The sequence below is a fragment of the Vreelandella mediterranea genome (assembly GCF_970647075.1).
In genome coordinates this window covers 251,829-267,972 of record NZ_OZ310198.1, presented here as the reverse complement: position 1 = coordinate 267,972, position 16,144 = coordinate 251,829, and the positions used below count along the sequence as shown (strand labels likewise).

The following is a 16,144-nucleotide window of genomic DNA, read 5'->3' as shown; positions in this document are numbered from 1 at the left end:
GCGCGGGTGTATCACGCCATCTCGAGTTCTCGAATCGACGCCACCAGGTCGTTGAAGCGCTCGCCTTGAACCGTGACGTGCTCGCGCAGAAGGCGTTCGGTCGTTTTGCCGTCGCCGGCCTCGATCGCTTCGACGATGGCTTCGTGCTCGGCCAGCGAGCTCTCGACGCGCATACGCACCTGAAGCTGCATCCGCCGGTAGGGCTGTAGCAGCGCATGGAGCCGCGCCGCCTCTTGGGCAAGAAACTGGTTATGGCTGGCCGCGTAGATGCAGTGGTGGAATACACTGTTTTCGTAGTAGTAGCCGTTGGTATCCCCCTGCTCGGCCATGGTGCGGCACGCCTTAAGCGCCTGGGTCAGCGCGACGTGCTCCTGGCCGGAAATACGCCGGGCGGCGAGGCGCCCACAAAGCCCTTCGAGCTCGGCCATGACTTCAAAACGCTCGACCAGCTCGGACACGCCCAACTGGGTCACGAAGGTGCCACGCTTGGGTACTACCTGCACCATGCCCGACACGGCAAGCTGCTGAATGGCTTCGCGAATCGGCGTGCGTGAGCAGGCGTACTCCAGCGCCAGCGCATCCGGGTCGAGGCGCTCGCCGGGGTTGAAGCGCCCGGCGACGATCGCATCTTCCAGCAGGTCGCGCAGCCGCTGCGCCTGGGACACCTTCGCCATAAGTCTACCCCCTCAAGCCTTGACTCATAAATTCTTTGGCTCTATTTGTTATATACAACATGCCGCACTGTTTAATGTTTACCACGCTAACTCACAATTATAAAGCGCTGGCGTCGTAACAAGCAGTACGCCCACCGATTCACAATAAGGCCGATGCGCATGAACATGAATATGACGTTTCTCCAGGGGCTGCTCACCAATATTAGTACGCGTACGCGTCAGCTAAGTAGCGTCCTGGGCAACGAGAAAGACAGCGACAGCCACTTCAAGGGGCTCGCCGCCGCTTGCAAGGGGTTGATGGGTCGTACCGGCGAGGCCTCCCAGATACTGCTGGCGCAGCAAGCGCTGGCGCACTATCAGGCGCTCACCGAGGAGGAGAAACAGGCATTCTTTCAGCTTCTAGCCAACGACTACGCCGCGGAACCTGCCGATATTCACAGCGCCTACCAGGCTTACTGCGAGCGCGAAGACAACGCTTCGCTGGAGCGGCTGTTCAACGCCTGCGAGCCGCGCCGACAAGACCTTCTGCGCCGTTTGAATCTCTGCCCCGGCGGCACCTATGAGCTCGTGAACATGCGCGCCGACCTGCTCAAGCATCTGCACCAATCCCCGGAGCTTTCGGCGCTGGATAGCGACTTTGCTCACCTGTTCGGCTCCTGGTTCAACCGCGGCTTTTTGATGCTCGAGAGCATCGACTGGAACACACCGGCGGCGGTGCTCGAAAAGATCATTCGCTACGAGGCGGTCCACGAAATCGGCGACTGGCACGACCTGCGCCGCCGTCTCGACCCAGACGACCGGCGCTGCTACGCCTTTTTCCACCCGGCCACCGGCGACGAGCCGCTGATTTTCGTGGAAGTGGCGCTTTGTGACGGCATTCCCGGCAACGTACAAAACATTCTGGAGCACGGCGAAGAATTGCCGCTCGAGGACGCGGACACCGCCGTGTTCTACAGCATCAGCAACTGTCAAAAGGGGCTCAAGGGTGTCTCTTTCGGTAACTTTTTGATCAAACAGGTCGTTCAGGAGCTAAGCCGCGAGCTTCCACAGATCAAGAACTTCGTCACCCTTTCACCGGTGCCCGGCTTTGCGGACTGGCTGGATGAGATACGCGGGACGGCCACACTATCCGAGGAGCTCACGACCTATCTGGAGTCCCACGAAAGCAAGGAGCTCTCCTCGCCCGCGCACAAGGAGTTCATGCGTCTGGCGGCCCACTACCTGACAGAGGTCAAACACAAAAGCGGCCAGCCCTTGAACCCGGTAGCGCGCTTTCACCTGGGCAACGGCGCGAGCCTGCACCGCTTGAACTGGCGCGCGGACACCTCTCGCAAGGGGCTGCAGCAGGCCCACGGCCTAATGGTGAACTATCTTTATCAGCTCAACCGTATCGAGCAGAACCACGAAGCGTACAGCATCGATCACACGGTGGTGTGCGCCAGCGACATTCGCCGCCAGGCGAATCAAGCAAGCCAGTACTTAGAGGCGAAGCCATCGGCGAAATCGCCGGCCAAGGCATAAGCCCCGGATACGTTTGACGACAATAACAAGGAGTCTTTTATGAACCATAACCTCTACCTGCACTTTTACCCGCACTTCGAGCGCACGCCGGACAAAGTGCTGATGGACACCCTCGACGGCCAGCGCTACCGCTACAGTGATGTGCTCGGCCAAAGCCGGCGGATCGCCACGACGCTGCTGACGCTTGGGGTAGAGCCTGGCGACCGGGTCGCCGTTCAGGTCGACAAGAGCCCTGAGATCGTCATGCTGTATCTTGCCTGCCTGCAGGTCGGCGCGGTGTATCTGCCGCTGAACACCGCCTACACCGATAGCGAAATCGCCTACTTTCTGGAAGACGCCGAGCCGCGCCTGTTCGTCTGCCGGCCGGAGGTGCATCGCGAGGCCCGCGCCATCGCCGAGAAAAGCGGCGGTGCCCAGGTCGAGAGCCTTGGCACTCGCGCCAACGGCAGCCTGATGGAAAAAGCCGCCAGTGCTGAAGAGACCGACGCCGTATGCGAAGTAGCCGCCGATGACCTGGCCGCCATTTTGTACACCTCGGGCACCACCGGGCGCTCCAAGGGCGCGATGCTGACCCACCAGAATCTGGCCTCCAACAGCCAGGCACTCACCGAGGCGTGGCAGTACAGTGAGAACGATCATCTGATCCACGCACTGCCCATTTTCCACACCCATGGGCTGTTCGTTGCGTGCAACGTCACGCTGATCAACGGCGCGTCGATGACCTTCCTACCCAAACTCGACGTCGAGGAACTGCTCGACCTGATGCCGGACTCCACGGTGCTGATGGGCGTACCGACGTTCTACACCCGCCTGCTGGCAAGCCCGCGCCTGAACCGCGAGGTCGTCGCCAACATGCGCCTGTTCATCTCGGGCTCGGCGCCGCTGTTGGCGGAAACCCACGCCGAGTTCAGCGAACGCACCGGTCACGCCATTCTGGAACGCTACGGCATGACCGAAACCAATATGAACACGTCCAACCCGTATGAGGGCGAGCGCCGCCCGGGCACCGTGGGCACGCCGCTGCCGGGGGTGACGGTGCGCATCACCGACCGGGAAACCGGCGCCGAGCTTGCCCAGGGCGAAACCGGCATGGTCGAACTGACCGGGCCCAACGTGTTCAAGGGCTACTGGCGCATGCCGGAAAAAACCGACGCCGAGTTTCGCGATGACGGCTACTTCATCACCGGCGATTTGGGCCTGATCGACGACAAGGGCTACCTGAACATCGTCGGCCGCGACAAGGACCTGGTGATTTCCGGCGGCTACAACGTCTACCCAAAGGAGATCGAGCAATTCATCGACGACCTGGACGATGTCGAGGAGTCCGCGGTCATTGGCGTACACCATGCCGATTTGGGCGAAGGCGTGGTTGCCGTCGTGGTACCCAAGGCGTCGGCCAACGTAAATGAAGCGCAGATTCTCGAGGCGATCAAGGATGACCTGGCGCGCTACAAGCAGCCCAAGCGCGTCTTCTTTACCGAGGCGCTGCCGCGTAACGTGATGGGCAAGGTACAAAAAAACCAGCTGCGCGATACCTACGCCGATACGTTCAGCGAGAAGCCGGCGGCCGCCAACGCCTAACCCACCCACTCAAGGCGCCGATGTAACCCCCTGACGACACGGCGCCGGTATCCCCTAAAAACAAAGACAACGATAGGAAAACGCCATGGTAATTTACGGAGTCGCTTTGCTGGCCGGCTGCATGCTGGTCGGCCTATGGGTAGGTGATGTGCTGGGCATGCTGCTCGGCGTGGAGTCCAACGTAGGCGGTGTCGGCATCGCCATGCTGCTGCTGATCTTTCTCGGCGGCTATCTCATCGACAAGAACAAGATGCCCGCCAGCACCGAAAGCGGTATTACGTTCTGGAACGGCATGTATATCCCCATCGTGGTCGCCATGGCGGCCAGCCAAAACGTGGCTGCGGCCATCGATGGCGGGATGATTGCGCTGTTGGCAAGCCTTCTGGCGGTGGCGGCAAGCTTCGCCCTGGTCCCCGCGTTGACCAAACTGGGCCGCCCCAAAGAGGCCGAAACACCGCCCCCCGCGCCGGATGAAACGCCGGTCGACAAGGTCGCCTCGCGCGCCCCGGCGTCGCGTTCGAAGAAAACCGCCCGCCCTGCCAAATCCGCGCGTCCCACGCGCCCCCACCACGCCCGCTAAGGAGCTGCCACCATGCTTGACTCACTATTGACGCAGCTCGAAACCCAGCACCTGATCGCCGCCTTCGCCCTGGTGGGCGCGGCCATGTACGTGTCGTATCTCGTCAGCGCCAAGCTCACCAACGGGCGCGTCCACGGCTCCGCCATCGCCATCATGGTGGGCCTAGCGCTGGCCTACTTTGGCGGTATTTATACCGGCGGCACCAAGGGGCTAGCGGATATCAGCCTGTTCGCCGGGCTGGGCCTGATGGGCGGCGGAATGTTGCGCGATCTAGCGATCATCGCCACCGCCTACGGGGTGCGTTTTCAGGAGATTCGCCAGGCTGGGCTGAGCGGGATTCTGGCGCTGTTTTTAGGCGTGATCGTCTCCTTCATTGCAGGTGTGGCCGTGGCCTACGCCTTTGGCTACCGCGACCCGGCCAACCTCACCACCATCGGCGCGGGCACGGTGACCTATATCGTCGGGCCGATCGCCGGCGCCTCCATCGGCGCCTCGTCGGAAGTGATTGCGCTCTCCATCGCCGCGGGCCTGTTCAAGTCGATTCTGGTGATGGTGCTCACGCCGATCGCCGCGCGCCGTATCGGCCTGGACAACCCACGCTCGGCAATGATCTTCGGCGGGCTGATGGGCACCACCAGCGGCGTGGCCGCCGGGCTCGCCGCCACCGACCCGAAGCTCGTGCCATATGGGGCCATGACGGCCACCTTCTACACCGGCCTGGGCGCGCTTCTGGCGCCGTCGCTTTTGTACTTCTGCGTGCGGGCCCTCTTCTAGCGCTCCCCCTCAACCGGCAATCGGTAGGCGCTTGCGGCTGAATACCGTAAGCGCCTTCGCCTGGGTCGATTCACACATCGATCAACGCCCCTTGAACGACTCTCACCACGCTTAACGCATGCCCGTAAACGCAGCCGGTATCCAGACAGCGGATATCGGCGCGCCCCGTGTCACCGCGAAGGCTGGACCAGTGACCGAACGCCCATATGCCGGACTGGGTGGGCCAGGCGTCGAACCAGGGCACCAGTGAGGCGCTCTTTTGAGCCGGCGATTTAGCAGTAAAGTCGATGGTCGGGTGGTTCGGGTCGGAGACGTCGCAGTAGCGCATCTCGGTGAAGGCGCAGATGATGTGCTGCCAGCTATCCATGCCGCCCTGGGTATGGCGGTAAGGCGAGAGCGCCAGCTGCGCGAGCCACGCATCGCTTGCCATGCGCAGCACCTGGCTTGCCTGGAACGCGTAGCGCTCGGCCAGCGCCAGACTCCAGCCGGGGAAGATACCCGCGTGGGAGAGCGTCAGCTCGAGCGAAGGCTCGCGCAGCAAAAGCGGCTGCTGGCGCAGCCAGTGCTTCCAGTCGACACTGCCTTTATCACTCAGAACGGGCGCGAGGGCGCCGTCCCCCGACCCATGAGCGCCGGCCAGCTGGCCCAGCAGCCGCGTTTCGTGGTTGCCCAGCACCATCTGGAAGCGATCGCCCAGCGAGGCCACCAGGCGTAGCACCTCCAGGGAGTGCGGTCCCTTGCCCACCAGATCCCCCACGCTCCAGAGCCGGTCTACGTTGGGGTCGAAGCCGATCCGCCCCAGCGCCTCTTCCAGATCATCGATGCAGCCGTGCACATCGCCTACCACATATAAAGCCACGGGCCTCCTTAGGTGAATGCCAGCGCGCTGTGGTACGGAAAGGCGACGTGTAGCGCAGCGCCGCGCTCATGGGGCTGCTCGCTGGTCAAGGAGAGCAGCGTGCCGCCCAGGTCCAGGCGCAGCCGCCACTGGTGGCCCTCGAAAAGGCACTGGCGCACGGTGCCCGAGAGGTAGTTGGTGTTCGGCTGCGCGGCTTCATCCTGCGAGCACAGGCGAATGGAGCCGCTGTGAAGCATCAGGCTCACCGGCTCGCCGGCCACACCCCGTGCCTCTTGCGCCAGGCAGCACGCCAGGCGCTGGCCGTTGACCGCCACCTGCCAGGTCTGTTCGTCGAGCGGGTGCTCCAGCCGCGCCGTCAACCGGCTATCGAAGCCGGCAAGCCCCGCCACCCAGGGCGAGGCCGGCTGGGCGAACAGCGTACGTACAGACCCCGCCTGCTCCAGGTAGCCCTCCTTGAGCACCAAAAGCTCATCGGCGAAGGCGCACGCCTCCAGCGGGTCGTGGGTGACGTAGAGCACGGTCTTGTTCAGCCGCTCGAAAAGATCGGCCAGCTCGAAGCGCATCTCCATACGCAGCTGCACGTCCAGGTTGGAGAGCGGCTCGTCGAAGAGCAGCACGTCCGGGTCGGTGGCCAGCGCCCGGGCGATGGCCACCCGCTGCTGCTGCCCGCCGGAGAGCTGCGACGGCAGCCGGTCGCCGTAATCCTCCAGATGTAAAAGCGCCAACAGCTCGTCCACACGCTGGCGCCGTTCAACTCGCGAAAGCGCGGTCAGCCCATAGCCGACGATGCGGCGCACGTTCATGTGCGGCCAAAGCGCATAGTCCTGAAAGACCATGTTGATCGGGCGTTTTTCCGGCGGCAGCGAAAAGCCAGGTTTGGCGATGAGCTGGCCGTTGATGCGCACCTCGCCGCTGTTCGGCTCCTCCAGCCCGGAAATCAGCTTGAGCAGGGTGGATTTTCCGCACCCGGACGGGCCGAGCACCGCCAGCACGCGCCCCGGCGCCAACGTCAGGCTGATATCGCTCAGCGCAACCGCGGGGCCATAGCGCCGGCCCAAGTGGGAGAGTTCAAGCATGGCGTACCTCGGCGTTGTCAGCCGGCACCGGCGTCTTTGGCGGGTGCGTATGCAATAGATGTTGAAACAGGCGCCGCGCGCTCATGTGAACGGCTTGAATCACGCCAAGCGTCAGCGCCGCGGCGACCAGCGTCGAGGCGGTGGACTCGCCGTAGAGCCCCTGCTGGAACATGCGGTTGATCACCACGGGCAGCACCTCGTAGCCGGGCGGATGAAGAATGGAGGTGATCGCCAGATCGAACACGCTGGAGCCGAAGCTCGCGAGCCCCGCGGAGAGAAACGCGGTCAGCGTCAGCGGCAGCAAGATGGTGAAAAGCCGCCGCCATACGCCCGCCCCCTGCAAGGCCGCAGCGGCCATGAAAGAGTGAGGGATCTGCCCCATCGCCCCCAGCAAGACGCGAATGGCGATGGGAATGGCACCGGCCATACCGGCCAGCACCAGCAAGGCGGGGTGGCCGTAGAGGCTAAGCCCCAGGGCGTCGAGCCAGGGGTGGTTCCACAGAAAAATGAACCCCACGCCCAGAATCACCCCGGGTACGGCCAGCGTGATGGTCGAGATCACGTTGATCAGCCCGTTCAAATAGAACTGGCTGAACGTGAGCAGATACGCCGCCAGAAAAGCGACCAGCAAACTGGCCACGGCGGCGATCGCCGCGATCTGAAACGAATTGACCAGTGCCGCCCGCAGCCCCGAGCCGCTTGCCAGCACCGTCTGGTAGTGGGCGAGCGTCATGTTGCTCGCCGTCACGCCGTCGCCGAGATTGTCCAACAGCGACACCACTAGGCTGCTGCCCATCGGAATGCCCACCGCGACGGCCACGAAGCCGAAGGCCGCCGCGGTGAGCAGCGGGTGCCCGCGCCTCGCCGGCCGGCCCGCCTCGGCCTTGGCGGTCAGAAAATCGAACCGGGAGCGGCGCAGAAGCCACAGATACAGCGCCACGGCCACCATCAGAATCGCCATCAGGTACACCGAGAGCACCCCGGCCAGATCGAAGCGAATCGGCGACTGGTTCATCGCGGTGAAGATGGTGTAGGGCAGCGTGGGAAACCGGTAGGTCGTTGCCAGGGCCGCCGGCAAGCCGAAGTCGCCCAGTGTGTCGATGAACACCAGCACCATGCCGGAGAGTATCGCGGGCGCCAGCAGCGGCAGGCGTATGGTCGCCAGGGTGCGCAGTGGCCCGGCGCCGCACAGGCGTGCGGCGTGCTGGTGCTCCTTGACGTGCCACTGCATGGCGGCGGTGATCGCCAGATACGCGAACGGGAAGTTCTTGAAGCACATGATCGCCACCAGCCCCGGCGGCGAGAAGACCGCGGCGTTCACCCAGTCAGCGCCCAGCCACTGGGCGGCGATACCGCTTTTGATGCTGAACAGTATCCACCCCTGGGCGACGATGAACGACGGCACGATCAGCATGGCCCAGGCGCACAGATCCAACGCCGCCGCGCCCCAGGCCGAACACTGCTGGCGCACCACGGCAAGCGCCCCGCCGATCAGCGTGCCGAACAGCGCCGTATAGCCCGCCAGGTAAAGCGAGTTAAAAAGCGACACGCGCCAAAGCCGGCGATGGAAAAGCTCGGCCAGGTTCGTTACGCCTGCAAAGCGGGTATCGCCTTGCAGGATGCCCGGCCAGAACGCCTGCGCCAGCACCAGCGCCATGGGCACGGCGACCAGCACCAGCAGTACCAGCGTGATCGCCGCACCGAGCAGCGTGTCGGGCTTGAAGCGCCCCAGACCGCGCCGGTTTCTCGTGGCCTGCATCCTAGTAAACGGCCTGATCGGCGAACCAGTTCTTGATCGCCGCCTCGTTCTCGGCGGCCCACTCGGCGGGCGCCACGTTGTAGACGGCGTTCGCCTCGGGGCCATAGGGAAGCGGCGTGACGCCCTCGACCGGCGACAGGAACATTCCGTCCTTGCCGCCGTTGTCGGTTAGAAACTGCTGTGTCTCGGGGTCGAGCATCCAGTTGGCGAACGCCTCGGCCGCCTCCGTCTGTTCGGTGTCGGCCTGGATGGCGACCCCGCGCGACGAGGACGGCGCGCCGCCTTCCGGCCACACCACCTCGACCGGCTCGCCGGACTCTTTCAAGGCGTAGGCGTTGGGCGAAGAGAGCATCGCCACGGAGATCTCGCCGGAGGCCAGTGCCCGCCCGGTCGGGCCATTGGTGCGAAACACCCGCAGGTCATTATTCAGTATGCCGGAGTAGAGCTCGCGCGCCTGCTCCATGCCCCGGTCGTAGTGCAGCCAGGCAACACATGGATACGCCGGTGCCGCCACCGCCGGGTCCGCCTGGCCCACCACGCCTTCGAATCGGCTGTCCGTCAGGTCATCGAAGGAGGTCGGCGCCTGGTCCACCAGGTCGGTGCGATACGCCAGGGCGCAGGAGGCGGTCGTGCCCGCCGGTACCCAGGCACGGCTCTCGGGCAGCAAGGCGCGGCCCTGCTCGGTGAGATGGCGCTGGTTATCGACCTCGAGGTCGCGTTTGAGAAGCCCCTGCTGGTCCAGGCTGTGCAGGCTGCCCACCCCGTCGAACAGCAGCGCATCCCAGTTGGGGTTGTTGCGCTCAGCGGCGATACGCGCAAGCAAATTGCCGCCGCTCATCTGAACGACCTCGATCTCGAAGCCGGTATCCGCGGTGAAGCGCTCGCCGATGATGTCTTCGAAGTCGTTGGTATAAAGCACTAAGGGCGACGCCAGGGCGGCGTTGCTCAGTAACCCAAGGCATAGGCCGGTAACTGCTTTCATGGTGAGGACTCCCCGTTGAGAATGCGTTGCCTGCTGAGACGGCGCTAATCTAACGCCAGCGCTCAACGTCTTGAATACGCCTTGTCGTCCCAGTATTGCGGACGTTCTTTGCGCTAATGTGTCACAAGACTGCAATCACACCTTGGTAAGTAACGGGAGCCCATCCAACGCGAGAGTGCTATGCCGGACACCAAGCAAACGAATGACTCCTTACCTCAGGTTGCCGCGTTCGTGCAGACCGTACGCCAGGGCGGCTTTGCCGCGGCGGGTAGAAAACTGGGGCTTTCGGCCTCGGCGGTGGGGAAAAGCGTGACGCGCATGGAGCAGCGTCTGGGGGTGAAACTGCTCAACCGAACGACGCGCAGCGTGGCACTGACCGAGATCGGCGAGGCCGTCTTCGGGCGCTACACCCACGTATTGGAGCTACTCAAGGAAGTGGATCTGCTCGCCGGCCAGGACGCGCAAACACTGAGCGGCACGTTGAAGCTCGACCTACCCAAGGTGTACGGCGCTCGGGTCATCGGCCCCATGCTTGCCCGGTTTGCAAGCCTGCACCCCGGCATCAGCCTGGACATTCGGCTCAACGACGAAGTGTGTCATCTCGTCGAAGAAGGGGTCGATCTCGCCGTTCGAATCGGCACCGTGGCGGATAGCGACCTGATTGCCCGGCCGCTGGACCGCCAGCGCCTGGTCGTCGTCGCCTCGAAGGAGTATCTCGCGCGTTACGGCACGCCGCAAAAGGCCCGGGCGCTTGGTGAACATCAGTGTCTGGGGTTTCGAAGCGCCTCGACCGGGCGTCTCAGGCCCTGGCTATTCAAAGATGAAAGCGGCGTAGATACGTCCCTGGCGCTCGATCATCGCTACCGTTTCGACGAAGGCATCGCCATCAAACGCGCCGCAGAGGCCGGGCTGGGCGTGGCCCAATTGCCCTCCTACATGGTGCGCCGCGCCGTAAAAGAGGGAACGCTGGTCAGGCTTTTGGATGAGTTCCGCCCGGGCCCTACGCCCATTCAGCTCATCTACACTCAAAAGAGCAAGCACAACATCCGGCTTCAGGCGCTGGTGAACTTTCTGCTCGACGAGGCGCGCCAGGGGCGGTTCGGGCCGAACTGAGAGCGCCGCACCAGCGCTTCAGCTGGCCTCGACGGCCGCCCGGCCCTTGATGATCGAGCGGGCCAGCATCAGATACGCGATGGCCCCGCAGGCCGCCATGGCCAGAATGATGGCCTCGAGGGTGTGCGGTAGCACCGTGGAAAGCCCGCTGACGATACCGGCGATGCCGAACTGGGCGGCGCCCAGCAGTGCCGCCGCCGTGCCGCCGCTGGTCGGGAAGAACTCCAGAAAGCAGGCCTGAATGTTCGGGGTGATCGCCCCCATCGCGCCGATGGTCAGCATCATGGCCGGCAGGAAAGCATAGAGCGGCCAGTCCATGAAGGCGGCGGTGATCAAAAGCACCATGCCCACGGCTTGGCACCCCGAGGCGAGCTGCAAAATGCGCAGCGACGGCAAGCGCGAGAGCAGCAGCCGGTTGAAGATATTAAATACCAGCATGGTGAAAATATTGGCGGCGAACAGCAGCGAGAACGTCGACGGCGACTGCTCGAAGTGCCCCTGATAGATAAAGGAGGCGTAGGTGATGAACATCATCATGGTGGAGAACGACGCCGCCTGCCAAACGATGAACGGCAGCGCCGGTTTGGTCGAAAGCACCAGTTTGTAGCGCGCCAGCAGGCTCATTTGCGGGCTTTTGGCCCGCGAAACCTTGCCCTTGCCGGAAAACACCGCCCGCATCAGCAGCGGCACCAGTACCAATGCATAGACCGCCAGCGCGAAGAAGATGTAGTGCCAGGAGCCAAAGGAGAGAATCGCGCTACCGACGCTGGGCGCCACCCCCGGCGCCAGCACCATGATGAACCCCATCATCGAGAAGAGCTTGGCGGCGTCACGCCCCGCCACGCGGTCGCGCACCAGTGCGGGGACCGAGACCAGCGTCCAGCCCGCGCCGAACGCCTGGATCGCCCGCCCGATCAAAAGCGCATTGAGCGACTCGGCCATACCGATGGCAATGCTTGCGACGGCGAAGACCCCGAGCCCGCCCATCAAAATACGCTGGCGCCCGAAACGGTCCGACAGCGCCCCGCCCACTAGCTGGCCCAGCGCCATCGCGAACACGTAGATCGACACGCTCAGCGAGACCGCCTGCTGCGAAACGCCAAGCGACTCGCCGATCACCGGAAAGGCCGGCAGGTAAGTGTCCATGGAAAAGGGGCCCAGCATCATCGTCAGTGCCAGGCTCAGCACGACGATAAAAGGCGTTTTGGGTTGACTCATGATAACTCGCGTTTGAATGGCTTAAGACGTATGGCGTCGCCGATATGATAAAGCGTGACGCCCGGCACGGCCAGCCAGGGCGGCGGGAGCCGCGTTCAAACGATCAGCCTTTGGCGCGTTTCGCACTGAAGATGGCGCGTCAAAAGCGCCGAGAGCTCGCCGCTTTTACGCCAGGCGTGCCAGTAAAGCGGCACATCGACCACGTGGCCCGGGCACAGTTCGACCAGCCGCCCTTGGGCAAGTGCCTGCTCGATCTGAAGTTCGGGAACCATCCCCCAGCCCAGCCCACTTTCGAGCAGCCGGACGAACCCTTCCGACGAAGGGCAGATATGGTGGGCAAAGCCCTCCACAACGCCAAGGCTTTGCGCGTAGCGGTGTTGCAGCCGGTCATCGGTGCCGAAAATGATCGCCGGCGCGTGATAGAGCCGATCGATGGTCACGCCCTCGGCAAAGTGGCGGGCGATGAATGCCGGGCTCGCCACGCCCAGGTAGCGCATCGCCCCCAGCGCTACGCTTTCGGCGCCCGCGACCGGCTGTGGCGTGGCGCAAACACAGCCCGCCACATCGCCGGCCCGCATCCGCTTCAAACCCACGTCCTGATCCTCGACAACCAGCTCGATCAGCACCCGATGCGCCTCACAAAACGCCGCGACCGCGTCCGCCCACCAGGTGGCCAGGCTATCGGCATTCAGCGCGATGCGTAACCGGTTCACGCCTCCTTCGTTGAGCGCCGGCACCAGCGCGCCCAAATCGCGCTCCAGAAGACGCACCTGCTGAACGTGGTTGAGCAGCCGCCGGCCCGCCTCGGTGGGCACGGGCGGCGTTACCCGGGTGAGCACCGGCTGACCCAGGCGCGCCTCTAAAAGCTTGATACGCTGGGAAACCGCGGACTGGCTGAGCCCCAGCGCCTGGGCGGCGCGCTCAAAACCGCCCTGTTCGATCACCTGCGCCAACGCGGCCAAGAGCTTGTAGTCGAGCAATCAGTTTTCCTAATGCAGCATGGGGAATATTCGTTTTATTTATAGCCTGGCACCCAACAAACTGCCCACCACTTTTCATAAAGGCGAACGGATCAAGGAGGTAAAGGCGATGGGCCAGAGTTATCTCAACGGGGTATTCATGGGGCTGGGGCTGATCGTGGCCATCGGCGCGCAAAACGCCTTCGTTTTATCGCAGAGCATCAAGCGCGAGCATTCGGTGCTCGTTGCCCTGGTGTGCATTGCCTGCGACGCGGTGCTGATCGGCGCGGGCGTGCTGGGCGTTGCCACCGTGCTTTCGCAAAGTGCGCTGCTGCTCGCTTTCGCCCGCTGGGGCGGGGCGGCATTTTTGATCGGCTACGCGTTCATGGCGCTCAAGCGCGCGGCGCGCAGTGAGGCGCTACGGGCGAAAGGCGGGGCGAAACGCTCGCGGACCGCGGTCCTCTCGGCCACTCTTGCCATCACGCTGTTAAACCCCCACGTGTATTTGGATACGGTGCTTTTGATCGGCTCGCTCGGCGCGCAGCAGCCAACCCCCGCGGCCTTTGCTTCCGGGGCGATCAGCGCCTCGACACTTTGGTTCAGCGCTCTGGCGTTGGCGGGCCACCGCCTTGCCCCCTGGCTTTCGAGGCCGGTTACCTGGCGGCTGATCGACCTGGGCGTGGCCGTGATGATGTTCGCCATTGCGCTGCAGTTGATCCTCGGCGCGGTGTAAAAAAGTAGCCTGCTAAGAGATATGCTAAGCTAGTCGATCCGCTCTCATAAATGACGAGGATTGTGCGCCATTCACCATAACGCCCACACCAAAGCAGTGCTGCTGTTCGCGAGTACCATGACCGTGATGTCCGGGGCGATCATCGCCCCGGCGCTACCCGGCATCGGCCGTTTTTTCGAGGACGAACCCCAGGTCCTGATCCAGCTGATTCTGACGCTGCCGGCGCTGATGATCACGCTTTTCAGCCCGCTGATGGGCTATCTGGCCGATAAGTTTGGCCGCAAGCCGCTCTTACTGATCATGCTTTCGATCTACGGCTTCGCCGGGGCGTCCGGGTTTTTGATCGACCGGGTGGAGGTATTGTTGGCCTCGCGGGCGCTAATGGGCGTGGCGGTGGCGGGTATTTTGAGTATTAGCACCACGCTGGTGGGCGACTATTTCAGCGGCGCCGAGCGGGCGCGCTTTTTGGGGCTGCAAAGTAGCTCGATGGCCCTCGGTGGGGTGATCTTCATCAACCTGGGCGGGGTGCTGTCGGACTGGAGCTGGCGCGGGCCTTTTCTTTTGTACCTTACCGGTGCGCTGCTGCTGCCCTACGCCTGGGCCATTCTGAAGGAGCCTCACCGGGAAACCGCGGGCACGACCCCGGATCAGGCCCCCCTGCCACGGGTGGATATCCCGCGTACCGGGCTTGCCTATCTGATCGCCATGATCAGCATGCTGATGTTTTATATGTTTCCCGCCCAGCTGCCGTTTCTGCTCACCGCCCAGGGCGATACCAGCGGGCTGGCCATCGGTATCGCCCTCTCCATGGCGGCGCTTTCTGCAAGCGTGGTGAGCTTTTATTATGGGCGCATCAAGATGTTTTTCTCGGTGATGACGATTTACGTGGTGGGGTTTTCGATCGCGGCACTCGGCCTTTTGATCGTGGGTCTGACCTACAGCTACCCCATGGCGATCATGGGAGCGGGGGTAGCTGGCCTGGGGCTTGGGCTTTTCATGCCCAACACCACCACCTGGCTAATGCGCATTACCCCGGAGCGGGTACGTGGGCGGGTGTTCGGCGGCTTCACCTCGACGTTTTTCTTCGGCCAGTTCATCTCGCCGGTGATCGTTGCCTGGATGTCGCTGTGGCTCGATTCGCTGCGCGACGTGTTTATCACCATGGCGCTGCTTTGCGTGGCGCTTGCGCTGGTCATTACGCTGCTGAGCAAAACGGTGCTGAAAGCCGACAGCGCGCTTTAGCGCGCTAACAGCGCGTGGTACACATCGAGGTAATCCCGCGCCATCCGTTCGGCGGTGAAACGCGCCAAAAAGCGTTCGCGCACGCGCTCGCGGCTCAGTTCGGGTAGCCGTTTCACCGCCGCCACCGCCTCCTCGACCGAGTCGACGATGAACCCGGTCACGCCGGGCTCGATGACCTCTTCGACGCTGCCGTTTCGCCAGGCGATGACCGGCGTGCCGCAGGCCATCGCCTCGATCATCACCAGCCCAAAGGGCTCCGGCCAGTCGATGGGAAACAAAAGCGCGGCGGCACCGCCCAGCAGCGTTTGCTTTTGAACGTCGTCGATCGTGCCCACATGACGAATCGCGTCGTCGAGCTCGGGGACGACGAAGCGGTCGAACCAGTCCGGGTTGCCGACATCCACCCCGCCGGCAAGCGTTAGCGGGTAGCCGGCGGCGCGCGCCACCTCGATGGCCCGGTCCGGGCGCTTTTGGTCGGTCATGCGGCCGATGAACGCCAGATACCCGCCATCCCCCGCTCCCAGAGTGAAGCGGCCAGCATCGAGGCCGTGATGCACCACCCCCGCCAGGTTCGTTTGAGGAATGCTGCGCGCTTGGGCGTGGGAGATCGCCGCCACCGGCAGGTCCGGAAAGCCTTCGAACAGTAGCTGACGGTCGAGCTCGTCGACCCGCCAGTGCACGGTGGTCAGGCTGTGGGCGCGGCGGCGCCCCAAAAGCGGCGCGTGGCAGAACTCGCCGTGGCAGTGAATCACATCGAATTCATCCAGATGCTCGCGCAGCTTTTCCAATACCCGCGCCTCCAAAACGCCGGGCACGCCGGGGGGAACAGCGCCGTGAAGCGCTTGCAGCTGGCTTAGGCTCGGCGCGCAAGCCAGGTGCCGAGCCGGGGTCTGGCAATCCGAAGGGCCGATCAGAGTGACATCGTGATTTAAGTTAAAGAGTGCCTCGGTCAAGTCCGCCACAATGCGCTCAGTACCTCCGCTGCCCAGAGGCGGTGTGGGAAAGATAACTGGAGCAACCTGGGCAATGCGTATACGCTTTTTAATGGGCATAGCGTGGCTGAGCCTTAAGTG

General features: G+C 63.5%; 15 protein-coding genes. 7 read left to right on the top strand and 8 right to left on the bottom strand.

Going from position 1 to position 16,144, the window contains the following annotated elements; translation table 11 throughout:
* Positions 1 to 11 precede the first annotated feature (11 nt).
* Positions 12 to 674, bottom strand: a complete 663-nt coding sequence (locus tag ACWFVE_RS01325) for a GntR family transcriptional regulator (protein ID WP_447527497.1) — start codon at positions 672 to 674, stop codon at positions 12 to 14.
* Between the two features lie 165 nt (positions 675 to 839).
* On the opposite strand from ACWFVE_RS01325, the gene ACWFVE_RS01320 reads away from it, so the two are divergent.
* The 4 genes from ACWFVE_RS01320 (at position 840) to madM (ending at position 5,130) form a co-directional block, all read left to right on the top strand.
* Positions 840 to 2,195 carry a malonyl-CoA decarboxylase gene (locus ACWFVE_RS01320; protein ID WP_447530484.1) on the top strand — a complete coding sequence of 452 codons (1,356 nt, stop codon included), beginning with the start codon at positions 840 to 842 and terminating at the stop codon, positions 2,193 to 2,195.
* Between the two features lie 39 nt (positions 2,196 to 2,234).
* A complete protein-coding gene (locus tag ACWFVE_RS01315) occupies positions 2,235 to 3,776 on the top strand; it encodes a malonate--CoA ligase (RefSeq protein ID WP_447527496.1) in 1,542 nt (513 codons plus the stop codon).
* 85 nt (positions 3,777 to 3,861) lie between these two features.
* Positions 3,862 to 4,356 (top strand): malonate transporter subunit MadL, encoded by a 495-nt coding sequence (madL, locus tag ACWFVE_RS01310; protein ID WP_447527495.1) that lies wholly within the window; start codon positions 3,862 to 3,864, stop codon positions 4,354 to 4,356.
* A gap of 12 nt (positions 4,357 to 4,368) precedes the next feature.
* Complete coding sequence (madM, locus tag ACWFVE_RS01305) at positions 4,369 to 5,130, top strand: malonate transporter subunit MadM (RefSeq protein ID WP_447527494.1); 762 nt, start codon at positions 4,369 to 4,371, stop codon at positions 5,128 to 5,130.
* A gap of 70 nt (positions 5,131 to 5,200) precedes the next feature.
* On the opposite strand, the gene ACWFVE_RS01300 is transcribed toward madM, so the two are convergent.
* Genes ACWFVE_RS01300 through ACWFVE_RS01285 form a run of 4 tightly spaced genes read right to left on the bottom strand, consistent with a single transcriptional unit; the run spans position 5,201 to position 9,806 of the window.
* Positions 5,201 to 5,989 carry a symmetrical bis(5'-nucleosyl)-tetraphosphatase gene (locus ACWFVE_RS01300; RefSeq protein ID WP_447527493.1) on the bottom strand — a complete coding sequence of 263 codons (789 nt, stop codon included), beginning with the start codon at positions 5,987 to 5,989 and terminating at the stop codon, positions 5,201 to 5,203.
* 8 nt (positions 5,990 to 5,997) lie between these two features.
* Positions 5,998 to 7,065 carry an ABC transporter ATP-binding protein gene (locus ACWFVE_RS01295; protein WP_447527492.1) on the bottom strand — a complete coding sequence of 356 codons (1,068 nt, stop codon included), beginning with the start codon at positions 7,063 to 7,065 and terminating at the stop codon, positions 5,998 to 6,000.
* The gene (locus tag ACWFVE_RS01290; RefSeq protein WP_447527491.1) at positions 7,058 to 8,824 is read right to left on the bottom strand and encodes an ABC transporter permease; all 1,767 of its coding nucleotides are present in this window, start codon (positions 8,822 to 8,824) and stop codon (positions 7,058 to 7,060) included. The genes ACWFVE_RS01295 and ACWFVE_RS01290 overlap by 8 nt, the downstream gene beginning before the upstream one ends.
* 1 nt (position 8,825) lies before the next feature.
* Positions 8,826 to 9,806: an extracellular solute-binding protein gene (locus ACWFVE_RS01285; RefSeq protein WP_447527490.1), complete on the bottom strand. Its 981-nt coding sequence runs from the start codon at positions 9,804 to 9,806 to the stop codon at positions 8,826 to 8,828.
* A gap of 180 nt (positions 9,807 to 9,986) precedes the next feature.
* Between ACWFVE_RS01285 and ACWFVE_RS01280 the strand changes: the two genes are divergently transcribed.
* Complete coding sequence (locus ACWFVE_RS01280; protein WP_447527489.1) at positions 9,987 to 10,919, top strand: LysR family transcriptional regulator; 933 nt, start codon at positions 9,987 to 9,989, stop codon at positions 10,917 to 10,919.
* A gap of 18 nt (positions 10,920 to 10,937) precedes the next feature.
* On the opposite strand, the gene ACWFVE_RS01275 is transcribed toward ACWFVE_RS01280, so the two are convergent.
* Together ACWFVE_RS01275 and ACWFVE_RS01270 are read right to left on the bottom strand one after the other, a co-directional pair.
* Positions 10,938 to 12,137 (bottom strand): Bcr/CflA family efflux MFS transporter, encoded by a 1,200-nt coding sequence (locus ACWFVE_RS01275; RefSeq protein ID WP_447527488.1) that lies wholly within the window; start codon positions 12,135 to 12,137, stop codon positions 10,938 to 10,940.
* Between the two features lie 95 nt (positions 12,138 to 12,232).
* Positions 12,233 to 13,117: a LysR family transcriptional regulator ArgP gene (locus ACWFVE_RS01270; protein ID WP_447527487.1), complete on the bottom strand. Its 885-nt coding sequence runs from the start codon at positions 13,115 to 13,117 to the stop codon at positions 12,233 to 12,235.
* 109 nt (positions 13,118 to 13,226) lie between these two features.
* Here ACWFVE_RS01270 and ACWFVE_RS01265 point away from each other — a divergent pair, with 109 nt between their 5' ends.
* Together ACWFVE_RS01265 and ACWFVE_RS01260 are read left to right on the top strand one after the other, a co-directional pair.
* Positions 13,227 to 13,829, top strand: coding sequence for a LysE/ArgO family amino acid transporter (locus ACWFVE_RS01265; RefSeq protein ID WP_447527486.1), 603 nt, complete (start codon positions 13,227 to 13,229; stop codon positions 13,827 to 13,829).
* Positions 13,830 to 13,889: 60 nt separating this feature from the next.
* Complete coding sequence (locus ACWFVE_RS01260) at positions 13,890 to 15,071, top strand: MFS transporter (protein ID WP_447527485.1); 1,182 nt, start codon at positions 13,890 to 13,892, stop codon at positions 15,069 to 15,071.
* Here ACWFVE_RS01260 and ACWFVE_RS01255 read toward each other — a convergent pair.
* Positions 15,068 to 16,123, bottom strand: coding sequence for a glycosyltransferase family 4 protein (locus ACWFVE_RS01255; RefSeq protein ID WP_447527484.1), 1,056 nt, complete (start codon positions 16,121 to 16,123; stop codon positions 15,068 to 15,070). The genes ACWFVE_RS01260 and ACWFVE_RS01255 overlap by 4 nt on opposite strands.
* Positions 16,124 to 16,144 lie beyond the last annotated feature (21 nt).